Genomic DNA, 18,232 nt, shown 5'->3' with positions numbered 1-18,232 from the left:
CTTCAGTCACTCCCTTTCTCAAAAATAAAAACTTCCTCGATCGTACGGTGAAACACTTTCGCTATTTTGTAAGCCAACTCCAACGACGGGTTGTACCGGCCATTCTCTATTGAAATAACGGTTTGTCTTGAAACGCCTAATTGTTCGGACAGCTGCTCCTGCGTTAAGCCAATTTCCGCCCGAAGCTCTTTGATGCGGTGCTCCACGTACAATCACCTCCTGAATAGTAAAGCTAGCTTTACGTAAAGCATACTTTACGTCCATGCTGTATGTCAAGACCCCTTTACATATTATTCGAACATAAAAAAGCCGGCACCACAGCAATGGTACCGGCTTAACCATACTTCGAATGTCCTTGAATGACGACCTGTTTTACTACGATCGCTTTCTTCCCCGCTATAACATCCAAACTGCCTCCAACTTCTACAATTCCATCGTCATAAATGCACTATTAGGATCTTCCACATAATCTGCAAAAGGCCCGCAATATTGAAAACCGAAGCTCTCGTACAACTTCCTTGCAGGTATAAAAGCGTCCATCGATCCTGTTTCCAAGCTGAGACGCCGGTAGCCGCGCCGTTTCGCTTCCTCAATGATGTGTGCAAGAACCGCTCTTGCCACACCTTTTCGAAGATGGGCCGAAGAGGTTCGCATCGATTTGATTTCGCCATGCTCGCGATCGAGTTCTTTAAGCGCCCCGCATCCAAGCAACTGTCCTTGCTCCCAAGCGCTCCAGAAAGTAACGTCGGGTTTTCTCAAGCCTTCAAGATTGAGCGCATGAACGCTTTCCGGCGGGGAATGCTCGAACATTCCTTGCAGATGCTCGTTGATCAAAGCCGCGATTTCGGGCCCGGTTACATCGTCCAGTATGATTTCCACCCTACCCACTCCTAGCTATATCTATTCTTTGATCGGTAGAGAATACCGAGCAAATCCTTCAGCGTTATAACGGTACCTCTCGCAGATTGTATATTCGCGCCCTTCTGCATCCACGGTCAAGCCATTCTCGGCTATATATGCGTCGATCACCCGACCGGCCCCGTCAAAATCTCCGTCTTTGCTGGCCGCCGCAACGCAGCGCTGCGCCGGAACCGTCATTCGCACAAACCATTCCGGCACTCCGTCGAAGGTGGAAACCTCCACGCATAAAATATAGGCGTGCGTGCTCGGCGTATGTTGCCCCGGAACTTGGGGCCACATGCCGTACTGCACGGACGCATCTACGATTTGGGGCAAATGGCCTGACAGTCCTAGCAAGCTATCCTTCGCAAGGCGATACTTGGACCCCATATCGGTAAGACCGATACATGGAATGCCGATCAGCTTCAACTCCCCGTGCTCTAAGATCTGAGCCTGCATGTCCGGCAAAGCGAAAAGCGTTGTCCCGTTCAATACAATCTCTCCTTTTTACAGCACTTATTAATATTTGCCCAGTGTTTGTACCAGCTAACGGCTCATAGAAAAAAGACAGCGCGTAAAGCGACTCTCTCTTTTTGCATTACCGCTTTTTTCATCATTATACCATATTGTGGTAGACTACCTAGACTCCCGACTCACTCTTCGGAACGCCTCTTCGTAGAATGCAAAGTTGTCCCTCACCCAGGGAATGCTTTGAATCTTCTCCGGCCCGAAAAGTCCTCTTTCCTTAACCTCCTCGGTGCTTTCGAACGGATCCAGCTTTGCAATGTTCGCGCAGTAAAAGACCATGTAACTGCAAGGAAAAGGGTATTTATATCCGGGAGGCCTTTCGCCTAATAAATGAATCTTCATAAATCCAAGAAATTCGGGTTCTTCTATGACGGCTCCGGTTTCTTCGTACAGCTCTCTCATTACCGCCTGAACCGGAGTTTCCCCCGCTTCGATATGCCCGCCGGGAATATCCCAGCCCCGGTCGTTCAAGTTCGTTACAATCAAAGCATTCTCTTTAAAAGCAAGTACAAATGCGGATGTCACAAGCTCGGGAGGAGGCAGCTCGTTCGTTATTACCGAGCGAATTTCGTTAGGCATCGGCAGCCATTCCATGTTCTCTTTCACATTCACAACGGTCATTGCAGCATCCCCCTTATCGGACTGTGCCTCGAACTATGTAGTGCGCTTATCACCGTTTCGATTGCGGCCGCGATCATCCCGCTTTCAAGGCGTCTCCTGACTAAGAAATAACGATCTTAATGTTTATGAATTGTTATCAGTAGCAATACTATGAATAAAACAAAATAACCTTTGAGGGAACTATGATCATATCCCTTTATATTTCCTTGTGTTGGCTTCTACTAGCGTCAGCTATGTCGGTAAAAAAAATACCCAACCAGGAGTTCGCCTTTGTTTTTCTAATTGTAAACTTTATCAATACTAACTTATCCTATGTATTCGGCGACACGTTGCATCTGTTCGGCATAGCGAAGGAAGCCCATCGCTATGTCTCTTTCTCGTTGCTGCAAAGCATCATGATCCCATTATTTATTGCGATTATGATCAACTTATTGTATTTGGTCCGCACCTTTTCTAAAAAAATACTCGTTCATCTCTTCGCAATCGGTTTCCTTATTGGCACGGAAGCGCTCAGTTACTTTACAAACATTGTCTCCTACAGCGAAAAACATGTATGGATATGGCTTATCGGCTATAAGCTTCTTTTGTTTTTCTTAGCATTCGCGATGTTAAGATCCTTTAGATGGGTGTGTAGCCGGTCATGAAAGGTCCCGCTTGGTTGGTTGAAAAAGCATTTGATCTGAATGACTGGTTCGTGCTGGGCTGCCTTGTGCTTGCATACACGGTGATGTGCTTTATGCCGAAACGGTTTCCGATGTCCACCACTCTCTTGCTGATTCTCTTTAGCGCTGCCGTCGCTTCCATATTGGATAACTCTGCCGGCGGTCATGTTTTTGACCTGTACGATATTATGGACGGACCTGCCTATACCTTAATGGATTTTATCGTTTATTTTCTCTACGCGCCTTTCGCGTACTATTTCATTTACTTTTATGACCGTTGGCAAATAAAACGGTTCGGAACTGTCGGATATATTATACTGTTTTCCGCTATTTCCGTCGCTTTTGAATTGTTATGCGCGAAAGCGGGAGTCTTTCATTATAAGAACGGTTACCGCGTGCAATATTCATTCTGTATATATTTATTTGTTCAAAGTGCCACGATTTGGTTTTATCAATATATTTCGAAGCGCGCTTCCTGAGGTAAATAAAGGCTTTTTGTTTGAATATCCAGCATACGTATCATCTATCCAACTTATAAGAAGACTCTAGTAAGAAAGAGAAGCAAATGCGGATTTGTTGAAGCCTTTCACGATGAGCCACACCGCGAGAGTCATTTCGTTAACGAAAACAGGCACCGCCAAAATAGCGCCCCAAACGGAAAGTTGATCAAATACGCCGAACATGACTAACAACGCGCAGAGAAAAATACAAACTGACCCCGTCATACCTAAGATCGGAATAAACCTTGGCAAGAGCCTGGTTTTGTAGAAAATATAACTGTACATCATCGTATTGATGCCCAACATGAAATTGGGGCCAAGCAGGAAGGTCCAGTCATGTATTGCTTTCAGCGAAGTGCCTGTTGCTTGAAAGAAGGCGGCGTCCCCCGCACCTGCGGCTGCAAATTCACGGCTTAAGGTCACTAGGGACAATACGCTGATTACACCGACCGTAATAATGATCGCTTCAAGAAACCGAAAGCACACATGCCAAAGCGCTATCGTTTCATTATACTTCCTTAAAATCGGAAACATGGTCGTTGCAGTGCCGACCGCCGAAACGACCAGGACTAACTCCATAACCGCACCGAATATCACTTCATTGGCGTGCTCGGAACCGTTCACCAGGTAATCGGAACCAAGGATCGGTTTATAAAAAATAAGTCCTCCGATCACCGCCGTAACGGCTGCAACAATAAACAATATTCCCACAATAATTGCGCTCTTTCTGATAGAAAAATTCACTCGATTTTCTCCTTCGTTGTTATATTCGCGCTTACTGCTCCGTATGTTCCCCGTAAAAGAACACCTCTTCCAAAGGCAAGCTGAAGGCGTGAGCAATGCGGAAAGCAAGCTCCAAAGACGGGGAGTAATTTCCTTTTTCCAGGGCCACGATCGTTTGTCTCGTTACGCCCACCTTGTCAGCCAGCTGCTGTTGGGTCATTTCATGATGGATGAACCGTAATTTTCGGATGTGATTGCCGACAAGATGTTTACTCATATTAGACTCCTCTCCGATAGTGATAAAGTTTCGTAACGGAGCCGGTCACATCGGAAACGAATCCGGCGGCGATCAGGATTACAAACATCATCTGTGACGGCTGATCGACGACCAGCGAACCCATGGCCAGAAGAAAGCCAAGGATAAATACAAAAAATGAGTTCCGGAACGCTTTCAATTCAATGAGCTTATCCAGTTCATCCGCGAACGTCGGTTCCTTCTCTCCGGTCGTGATTCGAAAGACGATGTTGAAAATAACGCTGATAACGATATGCGCGACGATCGACACCAGCATTAAGTTGAGAACGAAGGCGCCCCAGAAACGAAACGTTTCCATCGACTCCAGTCCCGCGGCGGGAAGCTTCGGAACCATGTACAAACAATAAGCTCCGAATATGAGTATGGCGCCGATCAGCGTTACGATGCTCTTCTTTTCTTGATAGGTCATGGAATACGCCTCCTGTATATTCCTCTTTACATAATGTAAAGTATGGTATACATAACGTAACCAAAATCATCCATTATGTCAAGTTTAATTTACACATAAAAAACGCATCGTCTGCGGCCAACCGCGACAGTGCGTTTTCTTTACTCTTTCCTATTTGTCAGCGATATTGACTATTTTGTCAGTGACCGCTGACTATTTTGTCAATATCAGTGACACCCGCTTCTACTAGTCAATCGAATTGACAATTTTGTCACTCTACGCTGACTAATTTGTCTACTTTACTGACATACTCAGGTGAAGGTTGTCCCGGCCCATTCTTTCCGCGGCATCCACTGTATGCTTTAGCAAGGTAGCGATCGTAACCGGTCCGACCCCCGCCGGAACCGGGGTGATCGCGTACGCGTTCTCCATACAGCCGTCATAGTCGACGTCCCCGATGTTCCCTTCGTTATACCCGGCGTCCAGCACAACCGCACCCGGTTTAATCCAATCCCCTTGAACGAACTTCGGCTTTCCTACGGCGGCAACTACGATATCCCCTAATCGAACGATCTCGGCAATATTTCGGGTTTTCGAATGACAGGTCGTTACGGTAGCGTGTTTGTTCAGAAGCATTGCCGATACCGGCATGGATGCTCTTAACAAGCTGATCAGACATCCGAACGATTTCCAAGGCGCATTTCTTTGTTCCTCTTCAGTAGTCTACACACAATGGACTGAGGCCGTAAAACATATGTTTACCTAATTTCGGCAAGCAAGCCACCCCTTAAGGGTGGCTTGCTTGTACGATTTCAACCGACAATGCCCTCAGTCATCTCCAAACCGAGCTCTTCATCCAGCGGTGTCAAATGTTTCACCATCTCGCGCAATACAGCCAGCCCGGCAACCTCGGCTTCCCGTGCTTCACGGAGCAGCCGGATCGCTTCCGCCTTCAACACGGGATCCGCCGGATCCGCGCTATGCGGAAACGGGAACATCTCACGCATGCTTACCCAAGCCCGATAGCTCGACAAATACACGTCGGATGCCTTCAACATCAGCTGCTGAAGCTTCGGATCCTGAATGGACATGCAATGGGTAATCGACGATTGGATGAAGAACGGAACGAGATATTGCCTTGAAGACGTGATCCACAGAAGGTTGTAGCTGGTGAAAAACCGGTGCGCCGTTCCCTCCTCGAAAGCGGTAATCCATGCATCTATGGCGGCTATTCCGTTCTTTCGTACGCTCCCGTCCCCTCCCTTGTCGTCTATGTGGCGAATCGCAAGGGCGAGCGCTTTGCTTAATGTTTTCCTGTAGCTCGCGTCTTCTTCCTCCGAATATCGCGTAACGTTTACGTGCGGCCGGTCGTTCCGCTCCTTTAACGCCAATACGAACATTTCCGGATTGATGGGCTGCCCGTTCCGCGGTCTTCGCCCGAAATCGTCATAGGAGAGCTCTCCTCCGCCCCGCGCGTTAATATCGTGAATGTGGAGAATTCGCCGCTCGTCATCGTATCCGTAAATAAGCCCATGCTCGTAGTTATCAAGGTTCCAGCCTACGACGGCAAAGCCGCGCCCAATGCTTTCCCGGACGATGTCCAGCGCCCGTTCGACGGTATGTTCTTCCCAATCGCCCCCGTAGAGGTTGGCCGACAGCACCTCGATGTCGAAGCCGAGATTGTCCATGGCTTCCCTCAGCAAGCTTCCGTCGCCGAAAACATCCATCGGCATAACGGACTCGTTCGTATTAATGGAGAAAGCTTGTCCCGTATAAACCAATGCCTGCGGCAGGCTCAACGGTTTGGACGTATACAGCATTGCGCCGTGCAGGGCTAACGCAAAAGAGTTATAGCAATCGTTCCAATTGAAGGCTTGGCGTTCCAGCAGCTTTTTCGCCGGGAATTTGGCAGATGCGTCGTACGCCTTGCTTTCGCGGGCCGGAACGTGCGCCAATTGAGGGTCACCGGTGTAGCCGTTTTCCGTATAGAGAGCGGATACCTCCCGCTCGGACAGCGCTCTGTCATACATTCGAAGATCATCCAGCGCTCCGCGAAACCAAAACCGCGGTTCATTCGAATTTTTTTTCCCGATATAAATCGGCTCGTCCGCACTGGGCGCAAAAGATCCCGGCTGTTCGTCCTGCAACATCCCGTTCACATAAAGCGAATGGCGTCCTTCACGGTATACGGCCGCAATATGATACCAAACGCCCGGCTGAATCGGCTGCTTAGCTATCGGATCCCGTCCGCCCATCATGCGATGCCATACAAATAATGCCCCTTTGGTGCTCAACTGAAATACGCGATGCGCCCCTTCCTTCCGAAGGCCGTTATCGTCCTGTGAAATGATGGCGCTGTTCCACCCCTTGAGCGCCGCCTGCTCGTCATACTTCGCCCAAACGGATACGGAAAACGCATCGCGATCGAGCGCCGGCGGAAGCGTTACAACCACATGATCCCCATTCCCTGAAAAAGCGCATGCCCCGTCCGTCTCGCCGAAACGGTCGGCCGTATAGGTTATCCCCTCCGCCCTGCCGTGACGTCCGAAACCGCTCGTGTCCTCAACGTTGCCGTCAAACAAATAGTGCCCGACTAACCCCTCCCGCAAGCTGTCCAATCCATTTCCTCCTTATTGGAACATTTATCCATATCCCTTTTACTATATCATAGATTTGAAAACCAAATAGGATTTCCGCTCTCGATCCCGAATAGGATTAAGAAAGCCATAACAACCGGGAGGATTCCTCATGCGCATCGGAAACGACTTCCGAACGTTCGTATCGATCAAAGGAGCTTGGACGCTCATTGCAACGCTGTTTCTGTACGGTGTCGGCACCGGCATATTAGCCCCGATGAACGCCGTCTATTTGGACGAAAGCATCGGGCTTTCCAAAGAGCAAATCGTTATCGTGTTCGCGTCATCCTTGTTCCTGAACATGACGATTACGATCGTCACCGGCTGGTTCAGCGACCGGCTCAAAAGCAAAAAGCAGCTGCCCATAATAGCGGCGAGCCTTTGCATCATCGGCTTGCTGCTGTATATGAACGCAACCGATTTCGCAAGCGCGCTCGTCGGCATGATTATCGCCGTCGCGCCTTCCGGCTTAATTATGGGCCAGCTGTTCGCCATGTCGCGCAACCATTTCTCACACTATGCGAAGGATATTGTAGAGATGGCTCAGCTGTGGCTTCGAGCCACGTTTAGCGTCGGATTTTTTACCGGCTTGCTGCTGGGGGCGAATATTTTCCTCATTGCGACCTTCAGAGGCGTGCTGTGGGGCAATTTGGCCGGCTACGTTTGTTTGCTGCTGCTTCTGCTGTTTTACCGGGAAACGACAGCCGCCCCCGGAACGAAGCAGGAGGTCAAGGGCGAACCCTTTTCTCTCATTATGCTGATTGCGCTGCTGATGCTGGCTTGTGCGGACGCCATCCGCGGCCTATATTTGCAGCTTGTCGTCTTGAAGCTGTTCGAGCAGCCGCAAATTATGTCTTATTTGTGGAGCGCCCAAGCCGTGTTCGAGCTGCTCTTCATGACGGTAACCGGCTATTGGGCGGCACGCTACGGCAGCAAAAAAATTATATTCCTCGGCGGATTTTTCGCATTGGCGACGTATTTGACGTATGCGGCCGGCGCCTCGCTGCCCGTCTTTTTCGCGGTGCAGCCGTTGTACTCGTTCTTCGTCTCGATTTTGTACGGCGTAGCCATGGGCTACGTCCAGCGCATGTTCATTGCGCGCACCGGCTTCGGTTCGAGCTTGTACGTGTTCATTTCGCAGATGGCTTCATTGATCGGGTACTTTTTGCCGCTGTTCGTTCAAGGGATTACGCCGCATATTTTCTTCATTCCAAGTGCGCTTGTAGCTTGCTCCCTCATTCTTATGGCAACGGTGCTCCTTTCGGACAAACGAGCCCCCGCCTTGAAAGCAAGCGCTTAATGACGCAAATATGATATGATGCTAATGGTCTTTTTTTCAGAGGATTGATCGGAAGGAGCGTTGCGCATCTATGTTAGTTAATCTGAAGCATCGGACAGACGAGCCTCTCGTTCAAGAGCTGGTAGGCTACAGCGTGTTTCCGGACCCGGACAAGCTGGCGGGCGTCATGGAGGCATACCGTGCCGATTCGGCGCTTGAGCTGTACGGCATTGCCGGCGAGGACGAAGAAGACATCGTCGGCATTATAGGAATACGGATCAATGACGGAAACCGGATGACCATCGAGCATATCGCAGTACTTCCGGATTGCCGGGGCATGGACTACGGGCGAGGGCTGATCTTAGAAGCCATTGACCTCAAAAAGCCGTCCGAGGTCACAGCAGAGACGGATGAAGAGGCCGTCAACTTTTATCGCAGCATCGGATTTACGATCGAAAGCCTTGGCGAAAAATATCCGGGCGTTGAGCGGTTTCTGTGCACGTTTGAAGCGGAGGTCGAGTGATCCGTTGTTTTCCGCAGCGACGAGGGCTTTCTTTTTCCTGCTAACGTTACTATATCTCGCCTGCCTGATTTATTGGATGTTTATCGGCTTCGGCCGGTCTGCCGTACCCCGCATCAGGAGTATATGTACAACATTACGCCGTTTGCGACGATCAAAATGTACTTCAACTACTTCGATCATTATAATCTGCGGACTTGGGCGGTGAACGTCTTCGGAAACGTCGGCGTCTTCATCCCCTTCGGCTTCATGCTGCCGATCGTGTTCCGGTGGGGGTATTTGAAATTCGCCTCCGTATTCGTTGCGGGCTTGACGCTGCTGGAGCTCGGTCAGATGGTGAGCAAGCGCGGAAGCTTCGATGTTGACGATATTATTTTGAATACGGTCGGCGCAACGATCGGCTTTCTCTTGTATTTGTCGGTGCCGAAGCCTCGCAAAAGCGGCCGAAGAACGAAGGGAAAACCTAGTATTCGATCAAAATGACCGGCGTACCCAATGTTATTCTCCATTCCTGCGACTCGGTAGAGCGGTGTGCGGCTGCCTGCAGCTGTACCGCGTGCTCCCCGCTTCTTACGGAAGCTTTGAGCATCGGGGTTTGGTAAGTCACGCTGCGGGAGCCCGCATCCTCATAAGATTCTATCATTGTTGCTTTTGCCGAACGCTCGATTTGCTCCCATACGAAATCGGGCGTTTGTTGTGCCTCGGCAACGAGATTGCCCTGGATATTGATGTTCCATGTACCGTCTAAGCGGTTGTTTTGCATTTCGATCATCGCTTCCTTGATCCATTCGGGTGCGGCTTGGGAAGCGGCCGCGCTTTGGATGCTGTAGCGGATCAAATATTCGCAATCGGTTGGGCCGCAAACTGCACGGCCGTACGGGCGAAGCTCGGTCATCAGCGATTGAACGGCTTCTCTCGAACCTTCTCCTCTAACCGTAACGACGATCAGCCTGTTATCGGACGATATGACTTCATCGGCAAGCAGGGTCAGCCGGCGATAATCTTCCAAAACGTGCGGCGATGGCTGCGCAGGCTTCGCAACGGCCCAGCCGGCGCAGGCAAGGATCGTTACGATGAGCATAAGAAGGAGCGAAAGATTGCGTTTCATGTACAGCAGTCCTTTCTAGTAAACTAGTAATAGATTTGCCGATAATAGCGAATAATATACCTGTAGGTTGAGAGAAATATAGAAACGCTTCGGAAGGGGAGTGGTCTTGGGTGGAAGAGATTCGTTTGATTCGGTTCCATCATGCAGGGGATGTAACGGTCAAAGGGGGCCACCGGCTCGGGCCGCGAATAATCGACGATTATGAGCTTGTGTACTTTCCGGCCGGGAACGGGACGGTCTATGAAGCTCAAGGGCGAAATTATCCGCAGGATGTGCCGACCGTTGTCGTGACGCGCCCCGGGGAACCCCATCACTATACGTTCGATCCGGAGCTTCCGACGCGGCATCTGTTCATCCACTTCGATCCTGCGGATGAACGGCTGCTGGAGCGGTATTCGCTGCTGGGCCGGACGGCGGTTTGCAGCATCGGATTGCGGCGCGAATCGCTCGTTCCGCAGCTGATGAATCAGCTGATGTATTGCTTTCATACGCGCCCGGCCCGGTGGAGACAGCTGGGAGAGATGATGCTGCTTAGCATTCTTGAAGAGCTGGAAAGCGGACTTGCGGAGCCTGCCGCAGGCGTGAGCGCGGAAGAAGCGTCGCTGCCTCCTCAAATTTCGACTGCTTTAAGCTTTATGGAGGCCCACCTGACGGAAAAGCTGGAGATTGACCGTTTGGCGCGTCATGTGGGGTGGTCGCACGAACATTTTTCGCGGACGTTCCAACAGCATGTAGGCTGTTCACCGAAGGAATGGATGACGAAGCGGAGAATCGAGCATGCGGCCCAGCTGCTGCTGCAGCGGTCGGACAGCGTAAAGGCGATCGCGCGGGAGAGCGGATTCGGCGACGAGTATTATTTCCATCGCCTGTTCCGGCGGCGGATGGGTGTGACGGCGACGGAATACCGCAAAAAATACGGCGATCCCCGGTTTCATGAGCTGGTACCGGCGAACGGATTCGGTCGGTTTTATCCGTTGAATCATTTTTTTGCGCTGGATGCGGATTGATTGTACCCATATCAAATTTGTCCATCATCTTTCCGGTTGCGTTCATTGTGTAACCGTTCTCTTTCGGTCAAAATGAGGAAAAACGAGGGGAGCTATGCGCGATGACAGTAACTCAAGCTCAAAGACAGCGGTACACCGTAAAGGTAGACGAATATGTAAGCTATCATAGAGACGGATATTTGATTGTGCGCGGCCTGCTTCCGAAAGAGGACGCGGAACGGCTGCTGAAGTGGATGGATGATGTGTACCACGGCCGAATCGACGACTTGGATCATTTGTCGCCGGTGTTCGACTGGATGGACGAGAAGCAGAAGACCGAGCGGTTTTCCTCCGCTCGCCTCCATATGCCGCATCGGCACAGCGCCACGGCGGAATGGGGCTTGCTGCATCCGCGCGTCATCGACGTGCTGGAGGCGCTGATCGGGCCGGACGTATATGCGCTGCAATCGATGATGTTTTTGAACCCGCCGGGCAAGGGCGGACAAGGCTGGCACCAGGACGCCTTCTATATTCAGACGCAGCCGGATACGCTGATCGGGGCGTGGATGGCGCTGGATCGGGCCGATGAGGAGAACGGCTGCTTGTGGGTGGCGCCGGGCTCGCACAACGAGCCGATTTATCCGCCGGAGGAAGCGCACCGCGGAGGCTTCGTGCATGTGGACGACAAGCAGATCGAGGGCTTGTTTACGGCTGAGAACGTGAGCAATATGGACGATACGGTCAACAATTTGTCGGGCGTGGCCGCGAAGTACGGGAAGCCGGTGCCTGTCGTTTTGGAGCCGGGGGACGTGTTGTTTTTCCACTCCCACCTGCTGCATCGTTCGTATAAGAACACGACGACGGACCGGATGCGCCGCTCGTATGTGACGCACTATTGCAATGCGCGCTCCTGGGTGCCGTGGACGCACGGCGAACCGTATGAGGGCGAGGCTGCGAACCATATGCACATTCTCGCCCGCGGGCGCACGCATTATCCGTACGCGCTGCCGCAGTTCGGCACGCCGGTGGAGCTTTCGAGCGCCGACGGCAAAGACGGCGACAACGGCTCCGTCATGGTCGCCATGCCTGGCGGCGAGATGGGCAAGATGGAGATGTAGGTTGGGCTTGAGTGAGGGGTGCGCCGCGTTCGGGTGCACCCCTTCCTTGCTATTGTTCCGTTGCTCTCTCCCGCGCCGCATGATCGACCGCCTCGAACGGAGCTTTATTCCGCTGCATTCTGCCACGATGAGTTAGCGGAAACGATTGTCCGCTAATTACGGCAAAATTGCCAATTTTGCCGATTTATCGGAACCAGATGTCCGCTAACCCGCGCTTTTGGGCCGTTTTTAAATAAAAACCCCCGATTAACGGACATATCGTTCCGTTAATCAGGGGGGGGTTCGCATTAATCACTATTTTAGCGAACATTCGGTTCCGTTAGGTCCACCGTAATGAGTTATGTGTTAGCGTACGTCGTCATCCAGTGTCTTTAACCAGGCTTCGCTGCCATCAAGATTGCGAGTGGATTCATGAGATTGCGTCGCTTCCTGCACTTGGCCGAACGCCCAATGGCTCTCCGGAATATCCGGGAACATCGGCTCCAAACCGTGCAATGGACCGCGATATAACATCCGGTTAATGAGCGTCACCGCTTCCGAGCGAACGATCTTATCGTTCGGTTTAAAAGATCCGTCAGGATACCCGGATACGAATTTGTTCCGGTACAGCTGTTCAATCGCTTCAGCTGCCCAATGGCCTTCAATATCGTTAAAGTGCCATTCGCCTTGCTTACTCACTTGAATACCGAGGAAACGCGTCATGACCGTCGCCAATTCGCCCCGGGTCACGGCCTCCTCCGGACGGAACGTGCCGTCGGCGAACCCGTGGAAGTACCCGTGCTTCGTCACGATCTTGATGTAATTGGCTGCCCAATGGCCGGGAGCAATATCCGTGTACTTCAAATCGTCTTCGATCTCAACATTTTCCGTTAATCTCGCCAGAATTGCGGCCAGCTCGGCTCGCGTCAGCGAACGTGCCGGCTTAAACTCTCCGTCCGGATAACCCAAGATATACCGTTGATGCTGCAAGGTCCCGAACCGGTTGGAGTATACTCTCACAATCGAATCCGCTTGTGCTGTGACCGTTTCCTTCGGGTTAGGGCTCGCAATGAGCTCGGATTTGATCGCAAACGATGCCTCGGCTTGGTTTAATTTCGGCCATTTCACCACGATTTCCAGTTGACCGGATGCATCGGCCGCCAAAGCTTTTATCGTCCATGTAACCGCATTATTGCCAACGCGCCCGCCGTCGGCGTCCACAACTTCGACGCCGTCAGGCAATAATAGCCGGATGTCGACAAAGTCCAGCGGCCGCTCGGACTCGTTCCTGTAATCGATGGTGATCGTCGTCCGGCCTTCTTCCTCGACCAGGTTCTTGTCTACGGACAAATTCAGACTGAATTTCGGTTCAGCCGGTGGGACAACGGCGTTTCCGCTTCCGCTCCCGCCTCCGCCTCCATTTCCGCCTCCGCCAACGTTCGAGGGAATAGGGTCGAGCCAGACATTCTTTTGAACGATCGACCATTCTACCGGTATATCCTCACTCTTATAGAACACATATCCTTCTTTTTCCACTGTAATATAGTAATCCGTCTCCGGATACACCATATAGGCATAAAATCCCGCCGCATCCGTCAATTGAAGCGGGCTTGCGTTGTCATTCGGCGCAAATCCGGCAATGGGCGGCAACGTTACTTTCGTATCCGTCAAAATCCCTTTATCTTTATTTCGATCCGTATTCGCATAGAACAGATTCACCCTTGCCCCCGGAATTACCGCATTCGTTACCGAATCGCGGACCGTACCGTATGGGTCGACAAGCTCGCTGACTATATTCATCTCTCCGTCGTCGTTTACAGTCAGCGCGGAAGTCGAGATTGTCAAGTACCGGTCGGGGCCGACGGGATCGGCCGGATCGTTCAGCACGGCGCGGACGACCAAGTCATATCGCCCGTTAACGGTGATCGGAATGTTGAATGTCCCATCCGCATTGAGTGTAACGGGCACCTTGATGCTTGGATCGTCCTTATCGATCAAAACAGCTTCAATCTTATCGAAATGGTCGACCTCGTCAAACATACTTTGCGGAGACACTAATGCATGATGAACAGGATCCTTGACGAGAACGAGACCGCTGCTCACTTTATTGGACTTATACGTTTCTCCGTTCGAAATAGCGCCCACCGCTGCCGATTGACGGAATGTGATCTTTTGGGATGTCCCTCCGATGCTTACCGTCTTGGTGATCAAAACAAGGTACTCCTTATTCCCTTCAGGTACGCCGATTGCATATTTGCCGTCATCCCCGGTTACTTGGCTGGCATAGAAACCGATCTCCTCTTGAATCACCTCGACCAGCGCGCCGGAAACCGTAATCTTCCGGTTGCCCTTTGTTTCCCATACGACACCCTCAATGGCTCCGGGTTCGAATGTCACCCAAATTTGCTTGGATGCCGTCAAGTCGTACTCTTCGTCGTTTACGGTCATGGTCACAGGGAACTTAAGGGACGATGCGCCGCTAACGGCTTCCGATCGGAATGTAAGCGTCGCCGTACCGTTCTCATCCGTTCGAGCCGTCGATCCGTTCGGGAAGCTCCCGTACGGCGAGGTGAATGAGACCACAATGCCGGGAGGCACCGGTTTGCCGTCCGGATCTTTAATCGCCGCTTGCAAGACGGTGGTCGACATTCCGTCGCCGCGAATCGAGCTCGGGCTCGCGGTTAACACGATCTGATACCGGGAAATCTCCGCATTCACCGTGATCGCGTTGCCCGCCTCGTTATAGTCGCCATACGCCGGAATGGCGAAGAAATTCACACCGGAATCGGAGTAGCCGGCATTTCCGGCCATTAATTGATACTGTTGGTATTGTCTTGCCTTCACTGCCGTGAACGTATATTTCCCGTTCGCATCCGTCAACGCCGGGCCTGCAACCGTTTCGTCCGTGGCCGGATCGACGAGCTTTACCGTTGCGCCCTCAATCCGTTCTCCCGTATTCGAATCCGAAACCGTTCCCTCAACGGTTAGGGTCGACAATACGCCAAGTTTATTGTTGAGCCGATCCGCAGCGTCCTCGCCTTGCGAATCGTTCGTGGCGAACGTGACCGCATATTCGGCCGGAACGATATCGTCCGGCAATCGAATCGTACCTCGCCATTGCTTTTGTCCGTTCGATGCGGAAGTACCGGCTAATTGAGCGGTAAGCTTCTTTGTTCCAACCGGCGTATTTACGTTTAATTCGGCAGTCACTTCTGCCGCGCTCTCATCGCTGACTGCACGGAGCTGAACCGAATCCCCCGCACCGTAAGCGGGAATTGCCCACCCATTGCGTTCCTGGCTGCCGGTCCAACCGTCCAAATTCGCATCCGCCGCCGGCGCCGCTGTCAGCTCGACATCCAAATAACCTGTTTGTTCGGGATCGGCCTTCAAAGCCGCGGCGACTCTAACCGTCGTGCCGGGTGCGGCTTGATGCGCAACCTGCAGCACGCCTTCCGCATCAATGCTCACCCCGACCGGCACATTCGAGGTGCCCGGTTGATAAACACTCCAGGTTACCGTGCTATTCGGCAGTACGCTGTCTCCGTCTTTCGCTTGATACTCCGAGGTCGCTGCTCCCTCCGCCGGAATCTGCAAGGAAGCCGCGCCCGTCACCTCAATGTTCATTTCCTCCGCCGGCGCCGCAGTCAGCGTAACCGACAGCTCATCTTTTATTTCCGGGTTGTCGGCTAAGGCCGCAACTACCCTTACCGACGTCTCCTCTTCCAAATGCGCAACCGTCAATCGGCCTGTCCCGTCAATGGTTACACCGTCCAAGGCGATATTTTGCGCTTGCTGATATACACTCCAGGTCACCGTATAATCGCTAATCCCCTGAACATCCGCCGAGTACGTCGATGTTTTGGTTTGTCCTGCGACAGGAAGCGCCAGCTGTTGCTCTCCCGCCACCTCGATGCTTGCAACATGGAAAGTCGTAACGGCGGTCGCTTCATTGCCGTTGGCATCGTAGGCTTTCGCATATATCGTATGCTCTCCCAAAGTCAACCGGCTCGGTGTATAGCTCCATTTCCCATCGGCATCCGCCCGTACCGTAACTTGCGAACTACTATCGATTTTCAGCGAAACATAGGAATTTGCCCCTTCGGCAGCGGCCGGTTCCGCCATCCCTTTGATTTCCGGGGTTGTTTCCGCAGTGACGGAACGGTGAGCGGGAGATGCGACCGTCACCTCGGTTGTCGTATCCAGTTTCACGGTTTGCGTATCCGTTGCGCTTGTGTCATTCACGCTGGCATCGACCCTGTAATTTTCGCCGGCTAATGGATCTTGAATGTCGACGAACCAAGTACGATCGGCCTGAACCACAACATTCTCATTCTTATAAACTTCTAAATCCGTATCCCGATCCGTAATTTTCAGAGTGATTTGGCTCGCAGCCGGCGCGTTGGTTCTTCCTCTGATGGTCGGCCGATCATCGGTTAAAGTCACTTCATCGCCGTTGTCGATGCTGATCGAAATATCTCCCGTCCCCACAGTATGCGTAGTTGAAGCCGTCGCGACATTCCCTTCGCTGTCCGCAGCTTCCGCCGAAAAGACGTAATCTTTTGGAGACAGCGGCTTCTCCAGCGTATAGGACCAGCTCTCTCCCTCCGCTTCAATCGTTGCGATCGTAAGGCCGTCTTGCTTGAGCTTGACCGTATTGCCCGCTTCCGTCGTTCCATGGACGGTCGGCATGGCTGCTCCGCCAGGACCCGATCGGTCAATGTTTATATCCACATTCGTACCGCCGGCGGCTGCGTATTGAATTTGTACTGTGTCCGAAATGTATTGATCGGGAGTGTTTTGATTATAAAATCTCACTTCCGCCGTATTTTGGCCCGCTCTTAACGGATTAGCGGACGGAATCGGGATCGTCCAAGATCTGGTTACCGCCCCGTTGCCGTTGCTGCCCTTTAATACTTCTCCTAAATCGGCTCCATTGACAAATAATTTTACTCTTGAGTTCGAATTAATCGTTACGGATCCGTCTATCGTTCCTTTTAATGCAGGCGTCGCCGTATCCGCGACGATCGTCTCTCCATCCTTAACAGGCTTGCCGTCCACTTGAGTAATTTGAATGCCTTGCGAAGCCGGGGCAGGATTTACGTTATTTAGCGTAATTGCTTTCTTATCTTTAAACGGCGCATCCGCGAGATCCCGGCCGTCCTTGTTCACCACAGCCAAATTGGCCGCTTTGGAGGTGGCGAAATACAATTGAATAGACGATGTTGCCGGATCAATATCCGGCGCTACCCCCGTTATGACCGACTTGGGAACCTGAAAATCCAAAAAATAATGTCCGTTCTCCGCGGGTACAATTCTCGTGCCCGGCACCTTCGATCCCGTTGCCGGATCGACTGTATTTGACGGATTCGTCGCATAAACTTGAGTCACGTCGACTTCACTTGCGGCGTTCGGACCCGCTGCGTAAACAAAATCCGTGTCGGGATTTTTGCCGAACACACCCACCGTTGCTTTATGTACGCCCCCTACCCCTAATTGAACAAGCCATACCGAAGAAAGGAACCCGCCTTTACGGTCATATGGGTTGCCCTTGAGGCGTACGCGGAAAAACATATGTTCCGTATCCGAAGCAACATAGAAAGAAGGAAGATCGCCTATCCCTTTATCCGCTCCGCTTGTAAAATCGACGTCATCCGGGCTGATTCCCGGCTCGTTGGCCGGATCGTAAATATTGCTCCCGTTACTCCATGTATAAGGTGTAAATTCGCTTGGCCATGTCCCTGGCGTGTACGTCCCGCCTTCCGCCGACGCCGAAACCGGAACAATGCTCATAAGCAAACACACTAACAAAAACAAGTTAATAACTTTCATCCGTTTCTTCCCCACTCCATTACCCTCCCGTTGTAAATCATGCAAAATAAAATATTTATGTCCGTCAACAATTTTTCCAATAAAAAATTGTACCGCCGGTACCTCTACAATTTCTTTACAAAGCTCTATGTAAGTCTTC

The 18,232-nt window shown here is 51.7% G+C and carries 16 protein-coding genes and 1 pseudogene; 6 read left to right on the top strand and 11 right to left on the bottom strand.

Annotated elements, in window-relative coordinates:
• Window positions 1-2: 2 nt before the first annotated feature.
• The 4 genes from PT964_RS03425 to PT964_RS03410 form a co-directional block, all read right to left on the bottom strand.
• Window positions 3-206 (bottom strand): helix-turn-helix transcriptional regulator, encoded by a 204-nt coding sequence (locus PT964_RS03425; RefSeq protein ID WP_274361910.1) that lies wholly within the window; start codon window positions 204-206, stop codon window positions 3-5.
• Between the two features lie 217 nt (window positions 207-423).
• Window positions 424-879, bottom strand: a complete 456-nt coding sequence (locus tag PT964_RS03420; RefSeq protein ID WP_274361909.1) for a GNAT family N-acetyltransferase — start codon at window positions 877-879, stop codon at window positions 424-426.
• A gap of 21 nt (window positions 880-900) precedes the next feature.
• On the bottom strand, window positions 901-1,392 hold the full coding sequence (locus tag PT964_RS03415; RefSeq protein WP_274361908.1) for a GyrI-like domain-containing protein: 492 nt from the start codon (window positions 1,390-1,392) through the stop codon (window positions 901-903).
• A gap of 144 nt (window positions 1,393-1,536) precedes the next feature.
• Window positions 1,537-2,049 (bottom strand): NUDIX domain-containing protein, encoded by a 513-nt coding sequence (locus PT964_RS03410; RefSeq protein WP_274361907.1) that lies wholly within the window; start codon window positions 2,047-2,049, stop codon window positions 1,537-1,539.
• 640 nt (window positions 2,050-2,689) lie between these two features.
• Between PT964_RS03410 and PT964_RS03405 the strand changes: the two genes are divergently transcribed.
• Window positions 2,690-3,190: a hypothetical protein gene (locus PT964_RS03405; protein ID WP_274361906.1), complete on the top strand. Its 501-nt coding sequence runs from the start codon at window positions 2,690-2,692 to the stop codon at window positions 3,188-3,190.
• Between the two features lie 66 nt (window positions 3,191-3,256).
• Here the strand turns inward: PT964_RS03405 and PT964_RS03400 are convergent, their stop codons facing one another.
• The 5 genes and pseudogenes from PT964_RS03400 to PT964_RS03380 form a co-directional block, all read right to left on the bottom strand.
• Window positions 3,257-3,955, bottom strand: coding sequence for a DUF4386 domain-containing protein (locus tag PT964_RS03400; protein ID WP_274361905.1), 699 nt, complete (start codon window positions 3,953-3,955; stop codon window positions 3,257-3,259).
• Between the two features lie 31 nt (window positions 3,956-3,986).
• Window positions 3,987-4,211 carry a helix-turn-helix transcriptional regulator gene (locus tag PT964_RS03395; protein ID WP_274361904.1) on the bottom strand — a complete coding sequence of 75 codons (225 nt, stop codon included), beginning with the start codon at window positions 4,209-4,211 and terminating at the stop codon, window positions 3,987-3,989.
• 1 nt (window position 4,212) lies between these two features.
• Window positions 4,213-4,659, bottom strand: coding sequence for a hypothetical protein (locus tag PT964_RS03390; protein WP_274361903.1), 447 nt, complete (start codon window positions 4,657-4,659; stop codon window positions 4,213-4,215).
• A gap of 273 nt (window positions 4,660-4,932) precedes the next feature.
• Window positions 4,933-5,286: pseudogene (locus PT964_RS03385) on the bottom strand (bifunctional 5,10-methylene-tetrahydrofolate dehydrogenase/5,10-methylene-tetrahydrofolate cyclohydrolase); the annotation flags it as partial.
• Between the two features lie 164 nt (window positions 5,287-5,450).
• On the bottom strand, window positions 5,451-7,256 hold the full coding sequence (locus tag PT964_RS03380) for a LamG domain-containing protein (RefSeq protein ID WP_274361902.1): 1,806 nt from the start codon (window positions 7,254-7,256) through the stop codon (window positions 5,451-5,453).
• Window positions 7,257-7,386: 130 nt separating this feature from the next.
• Between PT964_RS03380 and PT964_RS03375 the strand changes: the two genes are divergently transcribed.
• From PT964_RS03375 to PT964_RS03365, 3 genes are all read left to right on the top strand, one after another.
• Window positions 7,387-8,574 carry an MFS transporter gene (locus tag PT964_RS03375; protein WP_274361901.1) on the top strand — a complete coding sequence of 396 codons (1,188 nt, stop codon included), beginning with the start codon at window positions 7,387-7,389 and terminating at the stop codon, window positions 8,572-8,574.
• A 70-nt stretch (window positions 8,575-8,644) separates the two neighbouring features.
• Window positions 8,645-9,076: a GNAT family N-acetyltransferase gene (locus PT964_RS03370; RefSeq protein WP_274361900.1), complete on the top strand. Its 432-nt coding sequence runs from the start codon at window positions 8,645-8,647 to the stop codon at window positions 9,074-9,076.
• Between the two features lie 123 nt (window positions 9,077-9,199).
• Window positions 9,200-9,556: a VanZ family protein gene (locus PT964_RS03365; RefSeq protein WP_274361899.1), complete on the top strand. Its 357-nt coding sequence runs from the start codon at window positions 9,200-9,202 to the stop codon at window positions 9,554-9,556.
• On the opposite strand, the gene PT964_RS03360 is transcribed toward PT964_RS03365, so the two are convergent.
• Window positions 9,537-10,181, bottom strand: coding sequence for a YwmB family TATA-box binding protein (locus tag PT964_RS03360; protein WP_274361898.1), 645 nt, complete (start codon window positions 10,179-10,181; stop codon window positions 9,537-9,539). The two genes, PT964_RS03365 and PT964_RS03360, sit on opposite strands and share 20 nt — an antisense overlap.
• A 110-nt stretch (window positions 10,182-10,291) precedes the next feature.
• Here PT964_RS03360 and PT964_RS03355 point away from each other — a divergent pair, with 110 nt between their 5' ends.
• Window positions 10,292-11,188, top strand: coding sequence for an AraC family transcriptional regulator (locus PT964_RS03355; RefSeq protein WP_274361897.1), 897 nt, complete (start codon window positions 10,292-10,294; stop codon window positions 11,186-11,188).
• A gap of 101 nt (window positions 11,189-11,289) precedes the next feature.
• Window positions 11,290-12,285, top strand: a complete 996-nt coding sequence (locus PT964_RS03350; protein WP_274361896.1) for a phytanoyl-CoA dioxygenase family protein — start codon at window positions 11,290-11,292, stop codon at window positions 12,283-12,285.
• 345 nt (window positions 12,286-12,630) lie between these two features.
• Here PT964_RS03350 and PT964_RS03345 read toward each other — a convergent pair whose 3' ends face one another.
• Window positions 12,631-18,108: an S-layer homology domain-containing protein gene (locus tag PT964_RS03345; RefSeq protein ID WP_274361895.1), complete on the bottom strand. Its 5,478-nt coding sequence runs from the start codon at window positions 18,106-18,108 to the stop codon at window positions 12,631-12,633.
• Window positions 18,109-18,232 lie beyond the last annotated feature (124 nt).

This window comes from Paenibacillus thermotolerans (genome assembly GCF_028745515.1).
Classification (GTDB): Bacteria; Bacillota; Bacilli; order Paenibacillales; family YIM-B00363; genus Paenibacillus_AE; species Paenibacillus_AE thermotolerans.
This window is presented reverse-complemented; position numbering and strand designations above follow the sequence as displayed.